We start from the raw sequence: 17,472 nt of genomic DNA on the forward strand, positions 1-17,472 counted from the left end.
GCCATGAGTGAGATACCAAAACATAAGTCTGCAATTGGTTTAGTTTACGAAGCCGGTCGTACTCCTACAGTCAGTAGTAAAGGGTTTGGTGAGCTCGCAGAAGAGATCATTAAAGCTGCAGAAGAAAAAGGAATTTTGATCCACAAAGATGAAGCATTGGCTAAAACGTTATCGCATTTAGAGCTTGGCGAAGAGATCCCAAGAGAACTGTATTATGTGATTGCCGAACTGATTGCTTTTTCATATGTACTGCGGGGTAAATTCCCACCAGGCTGGCAAGACTTTCAAGGCAAGTTAAATATTCAGGCGTAAAAAGTAAAAGGCGCTAATTAGCGCCCTTTTGATGATGTAACGACATTAATAGTTCTGCTTCGGCACGCGGAAGTTCACACTCTCGTATGATCTCTTCAATATCGGCACCTAGTTCAACCATTTTCACTGCTCGAGAATAAATTTTCGCATCAGGATCGTCATATTTTTGCGCATCTTGTAATTGCGCTAACTCTTGATTTCGCTGCTCTACAGCGACTAATCGCTTACCAATACTTAGCATACCGGTGCGCATTTCTGCGACTTCACTGCGTAAAATACTGAGCTGTTGTTGAGTTTCTTGCAGTTGCAGTATTTTGCTTTTTAATGCTGCAGCGTACTTATTATTATTAATAAAAATTAGTCCCAAGCATACTAACACCAGTACAATTGAGACTCCAAGCAACGAGTATAACAACATAGTTTTTCCGTAAGCGTTATAAATCGCTCAACTCATCCCACTCTTCGTCATTTAGTAATTTATTTAAATCAACTAAAATCAATAATTCACCATCACGATTACTGACACCTTGAATAAACTTGGCACTTTCTTCAGTACCAATGTTTGGTGCACTATCAATTTCTGAGCTACGCAAATAAACCACTTCTGCTACACTGTCGGCTAAGATACCAATGACTTGCTCTTCAGCTTCAATAATTAATACTCGTGAATTGTCTGTTGCTTCTGCAGACATCAAACCAAATCGTGCACGCGTATCGATTACTGTTACAACATTGCCACGTAAATTAATAATCCCTAAAACATAGCTTGGAGCACCTGGTACTGGAGCAATTTCTGTATAACGCAAAATCTCTTGCACTTGCATCACATTCACACCATAGGTTTCTGATTCAAGCTTAAAAGTTACCCACTGCAATACTTCATCATTGCCATCGGTATTTTTACTGCTTGATAATAATCTTTGTTCACTCATGTTATTACTCCGAATATCGTTACTGGTCGCGGCTATCTAAACCTTGCTCTAATAATTGACCTAAGCTTTGCACATCAATTAAGGCACACATTTTTTCTTTAATTACACCTGCAAGCCAAGGCCGCTTGCCACTTTTAGCTCGCCATTTCACATCTTCACTGCGTAGTGTAATGTTATTAACCAGCTTTTCAGCCAACAATCCCCATTGGCTATTACCTAAAGTAATTAAGTATTGGTAGTTTAATTTGTCTTCTAACTCTTGGGTATACTTTTCTGGCATCACCCAAAGCGCTGTATCAACTACATTAAGATTCTCATCACGATTTAGCATCACTCCTTTAAACCACTTGGGTTTACCAAAAAGCTGATTAACTTCACCTAATTGATGAATACCACCTAATGCTTTTAATGGTACTGCGAGGGTAAGCCCAGCCACTTCAAAGAATAACGCCTGAAACTCACCATCAAAATAATCTTCTTGACGCTGTACAGGAGTTTTAGCTTCAGCAACATTTAGCTGTTCACTCACTTTAGCTATATCTTTGATATTAGCTTGGATCTGTGGTTTCTCAAGGGGCGCGGGTATTTCTTCCTCAATACTAGTCTTTGGCTCATCAAGTGCGTTTGGCTGCACAATGGTTTGCTGCGACGCCTTGAGTGGCATTTTATTGCTACTTTCTGTGGATGGAACTTGTTCGAGTAATTTTGCAACCGGGTGTAAGTCTGTTGACTCATCGTCTTCGCACAGTAAAGCCCCCAAGTACTGGGTCATTACTTTTTCATTAGCAAATAATTGCTTACTCATTCATTAACCTTGTTCAATCAAATAATCGAGTAATGCGCGATAAGCATAAACACCTCTTGAGCGTGGACAATACTGAATCGGTACTTGTTGAGCTAAACTTGCATCACGGAACTTAGTATCTACGGGTATTACCCCTGGCCATACTTTTTCTTGGTACGTTTGCTGTAATGTCTTATATGCTTCAAGGGATGCATTAGTGCGCTTATCATACATTGTAGGGATAATGGTATATTGATACTGCTTTGATTGCGAGCTTTGCATTAATTCCATGGTCCGCATCATTCGGTCTAGTCCTTTGAGTGCTAAAAACTCAGTTTGTACTGGCACTAAAATGCGCTCACTTGCAGCCAATGCGTTAACCATTAATACACCTAACACTGGCGGACAGTCTAAAATAGCGTAATCATAATGCTCACTAATTTTTGCTAAAGCTTTTTTTAAGATAAGCCCCATTCCGGTCTTATTACCCATACTGCGGTCAAGTGTCGCGATTGCCATCGTTGCAGGAAGAATATCTAAGTTATCTATGTTCGATGGACACAAAGCTTGCAATATTTCTTCACTTGCCATGCTGTTTCCACGGGCAAATATATCATATACACTGACTTCTAAATCTTCTGAATCAATGCCAAAGTAATACGTTAAAGATGCATGAGGATCGGTATCAATCAGTAATACTCGCTTTCCTTGCAGCGCTAATATACCAGCTAAGCTCACAGCCGTGGTCGTCTTCCCTACTCCACCTTTTTGATTTGCTACCGTCCAAATTTTCACATCACACCTTATTTTTGTTCGTTGCGCGTTGTAATTCTTATACCACCGTGTGGGAGTTGGATCACTTTAATAGTGTTGTCATCACTTGGCAACTCAATTGGTTGCTCTGCTTCAGTTTCTGTTGCTGGTTGCTCGGTTGTAACAATGGGCTTGGGTGGCAAACCATATTTTGATAATGCAACGACTACTTTACGATTTTCAGCACGTCCTTGCTCTGTATCATTATCAGCAAAAGGTGAATACTGTCCATATCCTTCAATGGCCATGCGCGCAGGGTTGATACCTAATGCATCAAGTTCGACTAAAATCGAGGTCGCTCTTGCAACAGATAGCTCCCAATTAGAACGAAACATTTCATTATGAATGGTTTCATTATCGGTATAACCACGCACTCTGACGTAGTTATCTACTGGGGCAATAATATCGTTTACTAATTTTATCACTGCTTTCGCGCGTTGATGCGCCACAGCACTGCCACTGGAAAATAACATTCCTGAGCTTAATTCAATGATCAACCAGTCTTGGTGCAACTCTAAACTTGCTTCGCCATCGCGTATTTCATCGATCAAGGCTGATTGTAATTTAGTTAATAAGCTATCTAAAGGTTTGCCTAAGTGTTTTTGTTTTATATTACTGGTATCGCTTTGTCCATCCAGTAACTCTGGGCCAGCTTCTTGCTTTTGAATACTTTCACCAAACAGTAGTTCGTTTTCAGGAGTCACTCTATCGGTTAATAAACCGGTCCCCGTCACGCCTTGACCCTCTTGACTATACTGACGAGCTGACTTGTCAAAAACCTGCTCCAGCGAATCAGATAAAATTTGGAAGCTTTCTTCTTTATTAATCGCAATCGCATACATCACTACAAAGAATGCAAACATAATAGTCATGTAATCAGCGTACGACACTAGCCAACGTTCTGTATGCTGACTTTTGGTCGATGAGTGACGAAGTCGACGGCGCATCATAATAATTATTCTTGAAGCTGACTTGGACGCTCTACACGATACGCTTCAAGTTTCAGCTCAATATTGACAGGGCTATCACCTTGGCTCATGGCAATAATTCCTTCAGCTAATAACTCATGAAACAGCATCTTTTGTTCTACTTGTTGTTTGAGCTTGTTAGCCATAGGTAAAAACAATAAATTTGCTAAGCCAACCCCATAAATGGTGGCAAGAAAAGCAGTCGCAACCCCTGCACCTAACTTTTCAGGTTCAGTGATAAATGACATCGCTTGGATCAGACCAAGCACTGCGCCTAATATACCGATGGTAGGACTGTAACCGCCCAACGCCTCATAAACTCGACTGGCTTCAAGCAGCCGTTCTCTTTCTAGCAACAAATCAATTTCTAGTGTTTCTCTGAGTTTTTGCTCACTGTTGCCATCAATCAGTAAACTCAAGCCTTTGGCAACATATGGATCCGGATGGGTTAACGCTATTTCTTCAAGTGCTAAATACCCTTCTTGGCGGGCTTTTTGTGACCAACTTTTAACTTGCTCAATTGCTCTGTTGATATCGTAACTTGGTGGGAAAAATACCCAGTGGCTTATTCTTAATGCTTTATTAAACGTACTTGCTGGTGTTTGTAGCATTACAGCACCTAACGTACCGCCCAACACAATGATTAATGCCGGGCCATTAAATAAAGCACTCACAACACCGCCTTCTAGTGAGTAGCCATAACCAATCGCCAAAAGTGCAACGAACAGGCCTAGAAACGACAACTTATCCACAACCAATCTCTCGAACTAACCGATTAGCAACGTCTTCAAGCGCAATGCTTGCCGATGATAACCCTGCGTTAGCAACCGCTTGTGGCATACCATATACCACACTGGTTTTTTCATCTTGTGCCCAAATAGTAGCGCCGGCTTGTTTAAGCATTCTTGCACCGTCTCTTCCATCTGCGCCCATGCCTGTAAGTACCACAGCTAATACATCACCTTGGAACGATTTGGCTGTACTTGCAAAAGTAACATCAACACTTGGTTTATAGGTGATCCGGGCACTATCGTCTTCAAAAACACGTAAAGTGCGATTGCCAGCCCGTCCCTCAATCAACATTTGTTGACCGCCCGGCGCTAGATACGCGACGCCTGGCATTAATCGGTCGCCTTGTTGTGCTTCTTTTACTTTTATTTTGCACAAGCCGTTTAAACGTGCGGCAAATGCTGGCGTAAACGCAGCTGGCATATGCTGTATTAACAAAATAGGGTGCGGAAAATTAGCGGGCAACTGAGTCAGAATTGTTTGCAGTGCAACAGGTCCTCCCGTTGAAGTACCTATTGCAACTATTTGATATTTCTTTCCTGAAGCGCGAGTGTTAGCTGCAATATTAGTCGCAGGTGCAGCGCTCCGGTTAAAGCTTCGATCTGGTTGAGTTATCGCAGGGCGACTTGTTGTACCTGCAGAAACGGGAGGTATTGGTGCCGATGCAGGAGGCGTTGTCGGCCGACTAAAGCGCGAAAGACGCTTGCGTCCAATTTCTTTTACTTTATTTTGTAATAACTTAATCGCATCTTCATTATTACGAGCAATATCTTCAAATTTTTTCGGTAAAAAATCTAGAGCACCCGCATCAAGTGCGTCTAAGGTTGCTGTTGCGCCATCACGAGTCAGTGAGGAGAACATCAGAATAGGGGTTGGATTTGCTGCCATGATTTCTTTTACAGCACTAATGCCATCAAGCACGGGCATTTCAACATCCATGGTGATTACATCTGGACGAAGTTGATTTGTTTTATCGACCGCTTCTCGGCCATTTACCGCAAAACCAATTACTTCGATATCCTTATCTTGCTCGAGTATTTCGCTCACTCTGCGGCGAAAGAAACTTGAATCATCAACAACTAAAACTTTAACTGCCATTGGCATACTCTTGTTAAATTTTATCTGTGAGAGCCATATTTAGCCCTCACAATAAGATAAGAATTGGCCTAACCTGCGTAGTGTTTTAACAGGTTTGGAACATCTAAGATCAGCGCTATACCACCGTCAGACGTGATCGTTGCACCTGCCATACCAGGTGTTCCTTGTAGTAAAGCATCAAGCGGTTTAATAACAACTTCTTCTTGACCAATCAATGAATCCACTACAAAACCAACTTGTTGCGTACCAATTTGTACAATTACAACATGGCCTTGAGCTTTGCGTAATGATCTGTCAGCACCTTTAACTAACCAATGTTCTAAATAAAACAACGGTCGTGCTTTCTTACGAACAATAATGGTTAATTGACCATCAACTACATTCGTTTTAGTTAGATCTAGGTGGAATATTTCATTAACACCAGCCAGTGGTAATGCAAATGTTTGCTCACCGACAACCACCATCAATGTCGGCAAAATAGCCAACGTTAACGGTACTTTAATTTCTAGGATTGTGCCTACACCTAGCTCAGATTGAATACTCACAGAACCATTTAGTTGGGTAATTTTGGTTTTCACCACATCCATACCCACACCACGACCCGAAATATCAGAGATCTGTTCTTTGGTGGAAAAGCCTGGTGCAAAAATAAGGTTATAGGCTTCTGTATCAGATAGTCGAGCTGCTTGCTCGTGATCAAGCACCCCTTTATTGATTGCTATTTTTTTCAGTTTTTCAGGGTCCATACCTGCACCATCATCACGAATGGTGAGCAAAATATGATCACCCTCTTGCGATGCTGATAAAGTAACAGTCCCAGTTCTTGACTTACCTGCCGCTTCACGCACATCAGGCATTTCAATACCATGGTCAACCGAGTTGCGCACCAAGTGGACTAAAGGATCTGCCAGTGCCTCAACTAAGTTTTTATCTAAATCGGTTTCTTCACCCACGAGCAGTAAGTTAATGTCTTTTCTCAAACTGCGGGCTAAATCACGGACTACGCGAGGAAAACGACCAAACACTTTCTTGATCGGTTGCATCCGCGTTTTCATTACCGCACCTTGCAAGTCTGCGGTTACTACATCAAGATTCGAAATGGCTTTACCCATCGCTTCACTTTCAGTATTGGTTGCTAAACTGACTAAACGATTGCGAACCAATACCAGTTCACCAACCATGTTCATTATTTGATCTAGGCGTTTTGTATCAACACGCACCGTCGTATCAGCTTGTGGAGGAGCTGGTTTTTTAGCAACAGCTGTCGCTGGAGCTGGTGCGGATTTTTCAGCTGCTTTCACAGGCTCAGACACTGCTGGTTTGGGCACTGGCTTAGCTGCGGCAACAGGTGCAGGTGCAGGTGCAGGTGTTGGTGCTTTTTTAGCGGGTGCTGGCTCAGTCTCAGCGACCGCTTGTGGCGCGCTGCCTTTACCATGTAATTCATCAAGTAAAGCTTCAAATTCATCATCGCTGATTTCATCTGGACCATTACTTTTCGTCGATGCTGAAGGTGCTTGGGTCGGTTTAGGCGCAGCACTTTCGGTGCCTGCAGTATCTTTATTACTTACTAGACCGAAGCTACCAATACCGTGCAATTCATCCAATAAATTATCAAATTCATCATCAGTAATATCACTATTTGATGATTCATTGCTGACAGTGGTTGTTGGCGTTATAGGACTTTTCCCTTGTCCGTGGAGCTCATCAAGCAGACTCTCAAATTCATCTTCTGTTATCTCATCGATTTGAACATCTTTTTGATCGCTATCAACTTGACCATCAAATAATGAGTCTAGCGCAAATGGATCGTCAGAATCATCTAAAATATCATCAGCATCAACAACAGGGATATCGCCTGCAGGTTCAGCACTGCCAGTTAATTCTTCAGCCGTTGGCGGCAGCCCCAATTTATGTAAAACAGCGAGTAATTCTGGATTTGCTGGTTCTGGTTTTTCTCTACTTTGGATAGTCGCAAACATTTCGTTGATAGTATCGAGTGCTTGCAAGATCACGTCCATCAGTTCGGAATTAACCTTACGAACACCTTGACGCAATAAATCGAAAACGTTCTCTGCACCATGGCAAGCATCGACTAGTTCAGTCATGCTTAAAAAGCCTGCGCCGCCTTTTACCGTATGAAAACCACGGAAAATTGCATTGAGTAATTCGGTATCATCTGGGTTATTTTCAAGCTCCACCAGCTGTTCTGACAAAAGCTCAAGAATTTCTCCAGCCTCTACTAGAAAATCTTGTAAAATATCTTCATCGACTTCAAAGCTCATGCAGTTTTCTCCTCTTAGAAGCCCAAGCTTGATAATAAATCATCAACATCATCTTGTCCTGAGACAACATCATCACGAGATTCTTTATCAATAATTGGCCCTTCAGGGCCTGCAAGTGTATTTTCAGCAGGCGGTTTTTCAATGACTGGTGCTATTGTTTTTGTTTCGCTATCATCTTGGCTGCCAAATGCTGTCAACAAGTGGATCAAGCTGTCTTCGACTTCTCTAACAAGCTCGATAACCCGACGGATCACTTGACCGGTTAAATCTTGAAAATCTTGTGCCATTAACACATTGGTCATGAGTCCTTGCAACTCATCCGTTTTAGTTTGCGAGCTATTCATGAACTTATCTAAGCTATGGCAAAGTGTTTTAAATTCACCTAGCTCGATTTCACGATTCATTAAACGATCCCAAGTGGGTTTAATGTCTGAAATGTCATCTGCAAGCTGTTGGGCAATGGGTAAACTTGCTTCTACAGCATCCATGGTTTTATTAGCAGCGTTTTCGGTCATTTCCATAACATAGTTAAGACGCTGCTTCGCGTCGGGTAGTGCATCTTTGGTCAAATCAGCTAAACGTGTATCAAGCTCAAAATTTTTCAACGCATCATGAAGCTGACGCGTAAGTTTGCCTACTTCGGCAAATAATTCTGATTGCTCTTTTGACGCCGCATCAATAATTAACTGATCAGCTTTATCTTGTTCACCGTTTTCAAGGTAAACCACAAGCTGACGGGCTTGTTCTAAACTGATCTGAGGCGCAGCAGGTGCTGACATAAGCCTCTCCTATTTATTTAACCTAAACGCTCAAACACTTTTTCCAATTTGGTTTTCAGTGTTGCAGCTGTAAATGGTTTAACGATATAACCGTTAACACCAGCTTGTGCAGCAGCAACAATTTGTTCTTTTTTAGCTTCTGCTGTTACCATTAAAACAGGAATGTGTTTCAGGCTGTCATCGGCCCTAATAGCGCGCAAGAGATCGATTCCTTGCATGCCAGGCATGTTCCAATCTGTAACTACAAAATCAAATTCTTGATTCTGCAACATCGGTAAAGCTGTTGAGCCATCGTCAGCTTCTTGTACATTTGTAAAACCCAAATCTCTTAACAGATTTTTGATAATACGTCTCATCGTCGAAAAATCATCAACAACAAGAATTTTCATGTTTTTATCCAAAACATCCTCCGGTGAGGTCTGAACCTATATTTACTTACTACTAATTAATCCAGTCATTGATTTTTGCTTTGAGCTTAATCATCGCCTGACCATGTATCTGACTCACACGCGATTCACTTACATCGAGTATATGTCCAATCTCTTTTAAATTCATTTCATCGTTATAATACAGCGACAATACTAACCCATCTCGTTCAGGTAAAGATTGTATAGCTGTTAATAATGATTGATTAAAGCGTTCATTTTTAACGTTATTAAAGGGCTTGTCCAGTGCTAAATCATGTCCCACTGGTGTGATAACATCTTCATCTACCCCTAAGTCTTCTATACCTAACACTTTACTTGAATTTACATCACTAAGAATATGATGGTACTCATCTAGCGTAATATCAAGTTTTTCAGCAACTTCACTGTCTTTAGGTTCTCGATTCAGGCTGCTTTCTAGCTCACTAATCGCTTCAGCGACTCTGCGGCTATTACGGTGCACTGAGCGTGGAGCCCAATCACCTCGGCGCATTTCATCCAGCATCGCACCACGGATACGAATGCCTGCAAAGGTTTCAAAGCTTGCACCTTTAGTCGCATCAAAGTTCTTTGATGCTTCAATTAACCCTATCATCCCCGATTGAATCAAATCATCGAGTTGCACACTCGCGGGTAAACGAGCGATTAAATGACAAGCCACTTTTTTGACTAAGGAAGCATGTCGCTCAACAATCACATTTAAATTTTGTGTCGATTGATATCCCATCGCTTTATTCACCGATGCCGTCATAGTTAGCCGTTTACTAATTTTTCTATGAAAAATTCTAAATGACCAGATGGTTGATTAGGTATAGGCCATTTAACTGCTTTTGTCGCTAATGTTTTAAATGCTATTGCTGCTGGGGAACTTGGAAATAAATCAACAATCACTTTCTGACGACGAGTTGCTTTACGCATATTTTCATCATACGGGACTGTTGCTACCAATTCCATTGAGACATCCAAAAAGCGATCCGTTACTTTTGAGAGCTTAGCAAATAGTTCCTGGCCTTCACGCATGCTGCGCACCATATTAGCAACGATTTTAAATTTATACACACCGTGCTCACGACTCAATACTTTGATTAATGCATAAGCATCAGTTATTGAGCTCGGTTCATCACATACTACTACCATGACATCTTGCGCTGCGCGCGAAAAACTTAATACCATGTCAGAGATACCAGCAGCAGTATCAACAATTAATATATCAAATTCGGTATTTAATTCACTAAAAGCGCGAATTAAACCAGCATGTTCTGATGGTGAAAGTTCCACCATACTTTGTGAGCCTGACGTCGCTGGTACTATTTTAATTCCTGCAGGCCCTTCAACTAAAATTTCATCGAGCTCGCATTCACCTGATAGTACATGAGATAGATTACGCTCTACCCTAAGTCCTAACATCACATCACAATTTGCTAAACCCAAATCGGCATCCAGTACTAACACTCGGTTTCCGAGCTGACCCAACGCAATCGCAGTGTTAAGTGAGACGTTAGTTTTCCCTACGCCACCTTTGCCACCTGTTACAGCGATAACTTTAACGCCGTTATTATTGTTTTGACTCATTTTACGCAGGCCACTTGCTTGATCTAATACTGTGTTAATCATACATCCCTACTGTGCTTGACGCTACTGCTTGGCGTCGTGAATGTTGTGCTTTTGTTCTTTTTAAATACAATTGTTCTGCTTTTTTTACTAATTTCTCTGCATTGGCGACCCGAATGTCCTCTGGAACGCGCTGACCGTTAGTAAGATACCCTATTGGAAGGCGATTTTGAATCGCTATACTAATAATCTCACCTAAACTTAATGATTCGTCTAATTTAGTGAAAATACAGCCACTTAATTGTACCTTCTTAAAGTGTCTTACGGTTTCTTGTAAAACATTAATTTGTGCGGTCGCACTGAGCACTAAATAATTGCGAATATCGACACGTTGATTACGCATTAGTGTATTTAACTGCTCAGTTAAACGTAAATCACGTTGGCTCATTCCCGCTGTATCTATTAATACTAGACGCTTATTTCGTAAATGATATAAAACTTCTGCTAATTCATTGGCATCTTTAACTTGTTTTACACCACAACCGATGATTCGGCCATAAGTAGCAAGCTGTTCATAAGCGCCAATACGGTAAGTATCAGTGGTAATAAGCGCAACTTTATCTGCGCCATATTTTTGTGCGCCAAGGGCTGCAAGTTTTGCCACGGTTGTAGTTTTACCAACCCCAGTAGGGCCAACAAGTGCATATACGCCGCCTTGGCGTAGTATTTCATTATTTGTAGTATGCATTTGGTTTTCAACCATTTGCAATAGCGCTTGCCATGCTTGCTGACGTGACACATCATCGGGAATAAAACAGGCCATTTGCTCTGCAACTTCACTGTCAATACCCATTCCGACTAAACGATCGATCATGCATGCGCGAGTAGGGTCGCGACGCGCTAAATCTTGTTGCATCAAGCCAGATACTTGATACTCAAGTAATTGACGCATCGCTGCCATTTCATCACGCATAGCGGTAATTTCATCTGTTTTGGGTGCACTTTTTGTTGGCATCGGAGTATCTAAATCATCAAAACCACTTTCTAGATCATCATCAAAACCTAAGCTATGTGCTTGCGTTTGTGGACGCGACGCAGTATCGCGACGAGCAAAATCATTATGTGCTTGTGGTTCATGGCGAGTTTGCTGTGCTTGATGTTGTTGCTGTGGTTGATACTGAGTTGATGTATCAATCCCTGACTGGCTAAACATCGATGCAAGCTCAGGTGAACGTGGACGCGGTGATTGGCGCTCTAATAATGCTTGTAAGCTATCAGCTACCGCAGCTTGCGGCTCAGGCTGTGAACGTTGTGGCGCAGGTTTAACAAAGTTAGCATTTGTTTGTGCTTGTGCCGTAGCAACATGTGCTTGTGCAGGTGCTTTCGGGGCTGCTTTTTCATAATCAACGGCGGCAACAATCTCTACCCCATTGGCTAATTTTTTATTTGACATGATTACAGCATCTACACCGAGTTCATCTTTAACTTCTTTCAGTGCGGTGCGCATATCTTTAGCAAAAAAACGTTTTATTTTCATGGTTCAACCCCTTTAAAATCCGATTATTGGCCTACTGAGCTGACAATCTTGATCTGTCTTTCGTCTGGTACCTCTTGATAAGACATCACTCGCAATCCTGGAATGGTGTACTTAACAAAACGAGATAACACAGTGCGTAACATTCCTGACGTTAGCAATATCGAAGGTTCACCGGCCATTTCTTGGTTTTGATGCGCTTCATTTAATGATTGTTGAAGTCGCTCTGCAAGTCCTGGCTCTATTCCGGCACCTTCGTCGCCTGCATTTTGTAGTGACTGATGCAACATCTGTTCCAACTCAGGCGCCAAGGTTATGACAGGGATTTCTGATGACATTCCAACCGCGTCTTGAACAATTAATCTGCGCAGTGAAATTCGCACTGCTGCGGTTAATACATCAGGATCTTGGCTTCGAGGGCCATACTCAACAAGGGTTTGTACAATTGAACGCATATCGCGAATAGCAACGCCTTCATTTAATAAATTTTGTAATACTTTAACAATTGCTGTTAGTGGTAAAATATCTGGCACTAGCCCTTCAACTAAACGAGGATGACTTTTTGCCAGCATATCTAATAGATTTTGCACTTCCTCGTGGCCGAGTAACAAGGCCGCGCTGTTAGTTAGTAACTGACTAATATGCGTTGCTACCACTGTTGCTGCATCAACCACGGTATAACCGAGTGATTGTGCTTCATCTTTTTGATCTGGTTTGATCCAAATAGCGTCTAGACCAAAGGCCGGATCTTTAGTAGCAATGCCTTTTATTGGACCAAATACTTGGCCAGGATTAATAGCCAACTCATCACCGTGCTTAAGCTCCCCCTCACCACTTGAAACACCCATCATGGTAATTCTGTATGCATTTGGGTCTAACTCTAAGTTATCGCGAATATGCACCGGTGGAATTAAAAAACCAAGTTCTTGAGATAACTTTTTACGTACCCCTTTGATCCGGTTTAATAGTTCGCCACCTTGTGATTGATCAACTAATGGAATTAAGCGATAGCCAACTTCAAGGCCAATTACATCAACTTGTTGTACATCATCCCAACCTAGCTCTTTTTGCTCTTGCTTGTTAGCAACACCAGTGCCTGTTGCACCACCATTGGTAGCTTCTGCTTCTTTTGCTGCTGCTTCTTTTAGCTTATTTTGCTGGGTGTAATACGCTAAGTAACCAAGTAATGCACCAAGACTTAAAAAAGCAAAATGTGGCATACCCGGTACTAAACCCATCACGATTAAAATACCCGAGGCGATAAATAATGATTTCTCGTTACCGAGTTGTTTCTTAAATTGATCGCCCATATTGAGCGATTCATTTTGACGAGTAACAACAATTGCAGTGCCAATTGATAACAGTAATGATGGTAATTGTGCGACTAAGCCATCACCAATGGTCAGCAAAGTATACACTTCCATGGCGTTGCCAAAGCTTAAATCATGCTGGATCATACCAACAAACAAGCCGCCAACAATATTGATGATCAGTATTACAATACCAGCAATCGCATCACCTTTTACAAACTTGCTCGCACCATCCATAGAGCCATAAAAGTCCGCTTCACGGGTGACTTCTTCACGGCGATCTCGTGCTTGCTCTGCACTAATAAAACCCGCATTCAAGTCAGCATCAATGGCCATTTGTTTGCCTGGCATCGCATCTAAGGTAAAGCGTGCCGATACTTCAGAGATCCTGCCTGCACCTTTGGTGATTACCACAAAGTTGATGATAATCAAAATCAAAAACACCACTAAACCAACCGCGTAGTTGCCACCAATTACCACTGAACCAAAAGCTTCAATAACTTTACCTGCGGCATCACCACCGTTATGACCTTCAAGCAGCACCACCCGGGTACTGGCAACATTTAGTGCCAAACGCATAATCGTTGCAATCAATAGCACTGCTGGAAACATACCAAATTCAACAGGCTTCATGGTGTAAACTGTCACTAACAACACCACTAATGCTAAAGCTATATTAAACGAGAAAAGAATGTCGAGTAAAAATGGCGGTAACGGTAAAATCACCATACCCAACGCAGCGAGCACCAGCAAAGGTGTACCAACACCTTTTAAATACTCTTTTTTATCTTTATTAAGTTGTTGTAATACAGCTTTAAATTCCATAATTCTACAATTTCAAAAAATTGACACTAAACGGAATTTGCAATAACTATTCCAAGTTATTAATTACTAGCTTAAAAGAATACTGATTATTCAAATCAATACTTATAGGCATCTGGAATTGGGAGTGTTTTATTCAATTTTGTAGGGCGTTTACCACGGCCTTTTTGAAAGCGTTTAAGCTGAAATACATAAGCTAAAACTTGTGCGACTGCAGTAAATAGTTGGTCAGGGATTTGCTCTCCTACTTCGGCGGTATGATACAGTGCTCGAGTTAGCATGGGGGATTCAAGGATGGGTACCTCGTTACCAATGGCTATTTTCCTAATTTGCATCGCCATCTCATCAATGCCTTTGGCAACGACTATCGGCGCGCCAGCGCGCTCTGTGTCGTACTTTAATGCCACAGAGTAATGAGTAGGGTTGGTGACAACTACATCGGCATCTGGCACATCCTGCATCATGCGTCGCTGCGACATTTGTCTTTGCGTTTGTCTTATACGCGCTTTAATTTGCGGATCACCTTCAGAATTTTTATATTCATCTTTGACTTCTTGTAGAGTCATTTTTAATTCTTTGTGATGTTTATGGCTTTGGTATGGCGCATCAATCGCAGCAATAATGGTTAAGGTGCAGGTCAGTCCTAAAAACATCCATGCGAGTATCTCTAAGGCATGAATGATATTGCCCGGCGCACTTTCAATACTCAGATGAAGAATTTCATCAAAGAAGGTGTTGATCAAAAAGATAGCAAAGCCAGCTACTACCACAAACTTTAAAATCGATTTCACCAACTCGACGCCCGCTTGTGGACCTAACATCCGCTTTATACCTTTTGCTGGTGACATTTTACTGGCTTTAGGTGCTGCCGCCTCCCAACTAAAGTTAAAACCACCTAACAAGGTATTACCTATGATACCCGCCAGCACAATAATAAACACAAACATCGCCATCGGAAACACTAGCGCATCGGCCACCGCTCCCCACACTGAAAACATTTTAGTGGTATCGTACGTTTCATTACGGTTCAAGCTGAGCATGCGACCCATTATATTATACAGTCCCTTGCCAATCTCAGGTCCGTACATAAGTAATGAAATGGCTGAAAAAATAAGTACAAACATGGTGCCAAGCTCTTTTGAGCGCGCAACTTGGCCTTTCTTTTTCGCGTCGCTTACTTTTTTCCCCGTGGGTTCTTCGGTTTTTTCTTGACCTGAATCTTCAGCCATCACTCTCTCCTATGGGGAACAACCAACTAAAGTACACATTAACTCAATCATTTTTAACCATTGAAATTCAAATTGAGTAACAAAGTTACCTAAGGTTGCCCAAATAATGACTAAACCTGCAACCAAGGTAAACGGAAAACCGATTGAAAAAATGTTTAACTGCGGTGCTGCACGGGTCATCACACCAAACGACATATTAATCACCAGCATAGCTGTTAAAGGCGCCAAAGATAGCACCAAGGCGGTAGTAAACATCCAGCCGCCCCACGTCACTATGTCCCAATAATGATCAACCGCCCACCAATTACCGTCGATTGGCAGCACTTCAAAGCTATGCACTACCATTTGGATCATCATTAAATGGCCATTAAATACAAAGAATAATAGCGTGGCTAGAATCAAATAAAACTGCCCAACAGCAGGCACACTCATACCATTAGAGGGATCAACAACTGAGGCGAAACCAAGACCAGTTTGCATTGCTAATATTTGCCCTGCTAACACAAAAGTATTCAACATCAATACAGAAGCAAAACCTATCGCAACACCGATTAACATTTGTTGAATAACTACCAAGATCATCTCAAAAGAGAATAAGTTATTAAATGTCGCAGGCGGAAGTACTGGTACAACTAAAAAGGTAATCATTACCGCTAGACCCATCTTGATCCGCGTAGGCACATTTTTAGCACCCAGCCCCGCCATGATCATAATCATCGAGCTGATCCGTACTAGTGGTAACAAAAAGTCACTCAGCCACTGAATAATGACTGAAAAAGGAAACTCCATACTAGCCTGCTATCTCTGGGATGATAAGCACTAAACGAGTGAAAAAATCCATTAACTCTTGCGTTAACCAATGCCCTCCAGCAATTAACGCACTGATGGTAATTAATAAGCGCGGCAAAAAGCTTAATGTTTGTTCATTGATTGATGTAGCAGCTTGAAAAACGGCAACCACTAAACCCACTAATAAACCTGGTACCACAATTGCGGAGACTAACTTAATAACTAAAAACAAAGAATCGCTGAGTATGTCAACAAAAATTTCCGGTTCCATGGTCCCCTCCTAACCTTTGTAGGCAAAGTATTGTATTGCCATATCAAGTACCTAAGCCAAAACTCTTCGCTAAAGTGCCCATTACTAAACTCCAGCCATCGACAAGTACAAACAACATAATTTTAAACGGCATAGACACAATCATCGGCGAGAGCATCATCATACCCATGGCCATTAAAACTGACGCAACTACTAAATCGACTATCAAAAATGGAATAAAAAACATAAAACCAATAATAAATGCAGTTTGTAATTCACTGGTTATAAATGCGGGGATCAATACAATTAATGGCGTCGCTTCAGGTGAGTCTAACTTGTCATACCCAGCAATTTTAGCGAAGGTTTCTAAATCTTTTATGCGCACCTGTGAGAGCATGAATTCCTTCATCGGCTCTTTGGCAAGTTCAAGCGCTTGAATCGAGGTCACCTGCTCATTTAAATATGGCTCAATGGCTTGCTGATTCACTTTTTGATAAACCGGCGTCATTATAAAAATACTTAGAAATAGCGACATACCTAACAGTATTTGATTTGATGGTGTTTGTTGCAAACCAATTGCTTGGCGCAAAATAGCCAGTACTACAATAATGCGAGTAAATGAGGTCATCATGATCACCGCAGCGGGTATAAAGCTCAGCGCGGTCATAATAGCCAGAACTTGCAAGGTTACAGAATAATCTTGCGAGCCATCTGGATTAGTCGTAATACTTAACGCTTCAATGCCTTCGGCGTTAACTGAGGGAATAAAAACGAATGCAAAAAGTATAAGCAGCCACTTAGTCAT

The 17,472-nt window shown here is 41.7% G+C and carries 19 protein-coding genes; 1 reads left to right on the plus strand and 18 read right to left on the minus strand.

The annotated features are described in order from the left end of the window. Nucleotides 1-3 precede the first annotated feature (3 nt). Nucleotides 4-312 (plus strand): EscU/YscU/HrcU family type III secretion system export apparatus switch protein, encoded by a 309-nt coding sequence (locus H5186_RS06595; RefSeq protein ID WP_145239329.1) that lies wholly within the window; start codon nt 4-6, stop codon nt 310-312. Nucleotides 313-325: 13 nt separating this feature from the next. Here the strand turns inward: H5186_RS06595 and H5186_RS06600 are convergent, their stop codons facing one another. The 18 genes from H5186_RS06600 to fliP form a co-directional block, all read right to left on the minus strand. Further along, nucleotides 326-730 (minus strand): DUF2802 domain-containing protein, encoded by a 405-nt coding sequence (locus H5186_RS06600; protein WP_145239332.1) that lies wholly within the window; start codon nt 728-730, stop codon nt 326-328. A gap of 16 nt (nt 731-746) precedes the next feature. Then, nucleotides 747-1,244 carry a chemotaxis protein CheW gene (locus H5186_RS06605; RefSeq protein WP_145239335.1) on the minus strand — a complete coding sequence of 166 codons (498 nt, stop codon included), beginning with the start codon at nt 1,242-1,244 and terminating at the stop codon, nt 747-749. A gap of 19 nt (nt 1,245-1,263) precedes the next feature. Further along, nucleotides 1,264-2,049: a chemotaxis protein CheW gene (locus tag H5186_RS06610; RefSeq protein WP_149981468.1), complete on the minus strand. Its 786-nt coding sequence runs from the start codon at nt 2,047-2,049 to the stop codon at nt 1,264-1,266. Between the two features lie 3 nt (nt 2,050-2,052). Beyond that, complete coding sequence (locus H5186_RS06615; RefSeq protein WP_149981469.1) at nt 2,053-2,823, minus strand: ParA family protein; 771 nt, start codon at nt 2,821-2,823, stop codon at nt 2,053-2,055. Nucleotides 2,824-2,831: 8 nt separating this feature from the next. Continuing rightward, complete coding sequence (locus H5186_RS06620) at nt 2,832-3,791, minus strand: flagellar motor protein MotB (RefSeq protein ID WP_149981470.1); 960 nt, start codon at nt 3,789-3,791, stop codon at nt 2,832-2,834. Between the two features lie 5 nt (nt 3,792-3,796). Beyond that, nucleotides 3,797-4,561: a flagellar motor protein gene (locus H5186_RS06625; RefSeq protein WP_182761088.1), complete on the minus strand. Its 765-nt coding sequence runs from the start codon at nt 4,559-4,561 to the stop codon at nt 3,797-3,799. After that, nucleotides 4,554-5,696 (minus strand): chemotaxis response regulator protein-glutamate methylesterase, encoded by a 1,143-nt coding sequence (locus tag H5186_RS06630; protein ID WP_182739668.1) that lies wholly within the window; start codon nt 5,694-5,696, stop codon nt 4,554-4,556. The genes H5186_RS06625 and H5186_RS06630 overlap by 8 nt, the downstream gene beginning before the upstream one ends. A 68-nt stretch (nt 5,697-5,764) precedes the next feature. After that, nucleotides 5,765-7,978 (minus strand): chemotaxis protein CheA, encoded by a 2,214-nt coding sequence (locus H5186_RS06635; protein WP_182794255.1) that lies wholly within the window; start codon nt 7,976-7,978, stop codon nt 5,765-5,767. Between the two features lie 14 nt (nt 7,979-7,992). Further along, entirely contained in the window at nt 7,993-8,757 is a 765-nt protein-coding gene (locus H5186_RS06640) for a protein phosphatase CheZ (protein ID WP_145239357.1), read from the minus strand. A gap of 17 nt (nt 8,758-8,774) precedes the next feature. Then, entirely contained in the window at nt 8,775-9,158 is a 384-nt protein-coding gene (cheY, locus tag H5186_RS06645; protein WP_016708035.1) for a chemotaxis response regulator CheY, read from the minus strand. Nucleotides 9,159-9,198: 40 nt separating this feature from the next. Beyond that, the gene (locus H5186_RS06650) at nt 9,199-9,909 is read right to left on the minus strand and encodes an RNA polymerase sigma factor FliA (RefSeq protein ID WP_149981786.1); all 711 of its coding nucleotides are present in this window, start codon (nt 9,907-9,909) and stop codon (nt 9,199-9,201) included. A 26-nt stretch (nt 9,910-9,935) separates the two neighbouring features. Beyond that, on the minus strand, nt 9,936-10,796 hold the full coding sequence (locus H5186_RS06655) for a MinD/ParA family protein (RefSeq protein WP_149981477.1): 861 nt from the start codon (nt 10,794-10,796) through the stop codon (nt 9,936-9,938). Continuing rightward, nucleotides 10,789-12,270: a flagellar biosynthesis protein FlhF gene (flhF, locus tag H5186_RS06660; RefSeq protein ID WP_182794256.1), complete on the minus strand. Its 1,482-nt coding sequence runs from the start codon at nt 12,268-12,270 to the stop codon at nt 10,789-10,791. Before flhF ends, H5186_RS06655 begins: the two co-directional genes overlap by 8 nt. A gap of 23 nt (nt 12,271-12,293) precedes the next feature. Continuing rightward, nucleotides 12,294-14,402 carry a flagellar biosynthesis protein FlhA gene (gene flhA / locus H5186_RS06665; protein ID WP_149981479.1) on the minus strand — a complete coding sequence of 703 codons (2,109 nt, stop codon included), beginning with the start codon at nt 14,400-14,402 and terminating at the stop codon, nt 12,294-12,296. A 95-nt stretch (nt 14,403-14,497) separates the two neighbouring features. Further along, nucleotides 14,498-15,628, minus strand: a complete 1,131-nt coding sequence (flhB, locus tag H5186_RS06670; RefSeq protein ID WP_182718178.1) for a flagellar biosynthesis protein FlhB — start codon at nt 15,626-15,628, stop codon at nt 14,498-14,500. Between the two features lie 9 nt (nt 15,629-15,637). Then, complete coding sequence (gene fliR, locus H5186_RS06675) at nt 15,638-16,417, minus strand: flagellar biosynthetic protein FliR (RefSeq protein WP_145239372.1); 780 nt, start codon at nt 16,415-16,417, stop codon at nt 15,638-15,640. A 1-nt stretch (nt 16,418) separates the two neighbouring features. Continuing rightward, the gene (locus H5186_RS06680) at nt 16,419-16,688 is read right to left on the minus strand and encodes a flagellar biosynthetic protein FliQ (protein ID WP_182718179.1); all 270 of its coding nucleotides are present in this window, start codon (nt 16,686-16,688) and stop codon (nt 16,419-16,421) included. 43 nt (nt 16,689-16,731) lie between these two features. Beyond that, nucleotides 16,732-17,472 carry a flagellar type III secretion system pore protein FliP gene (gene fliP, locus H5186_RS06685; protein WP_182718180.1) on the minus strand — a complete coding sequence of 247 codons (741 nt, stop codon included), beginning with the start codon at nt 17,470-17,472 and terminating at the stop codon, nt 16,732-16,734.

The sequence above is a fragment of the Pseudoalteromonas sp. SG41-2 genome (assembly GCF_014164535.1).
GTDB lineage: Bacteria > Pseudomonadota > Gammaproteobacteria > Enterobacterales > Alteromonadaceae > Pseudoalteromonas > Pseudoalteromonas rhizosphaerae.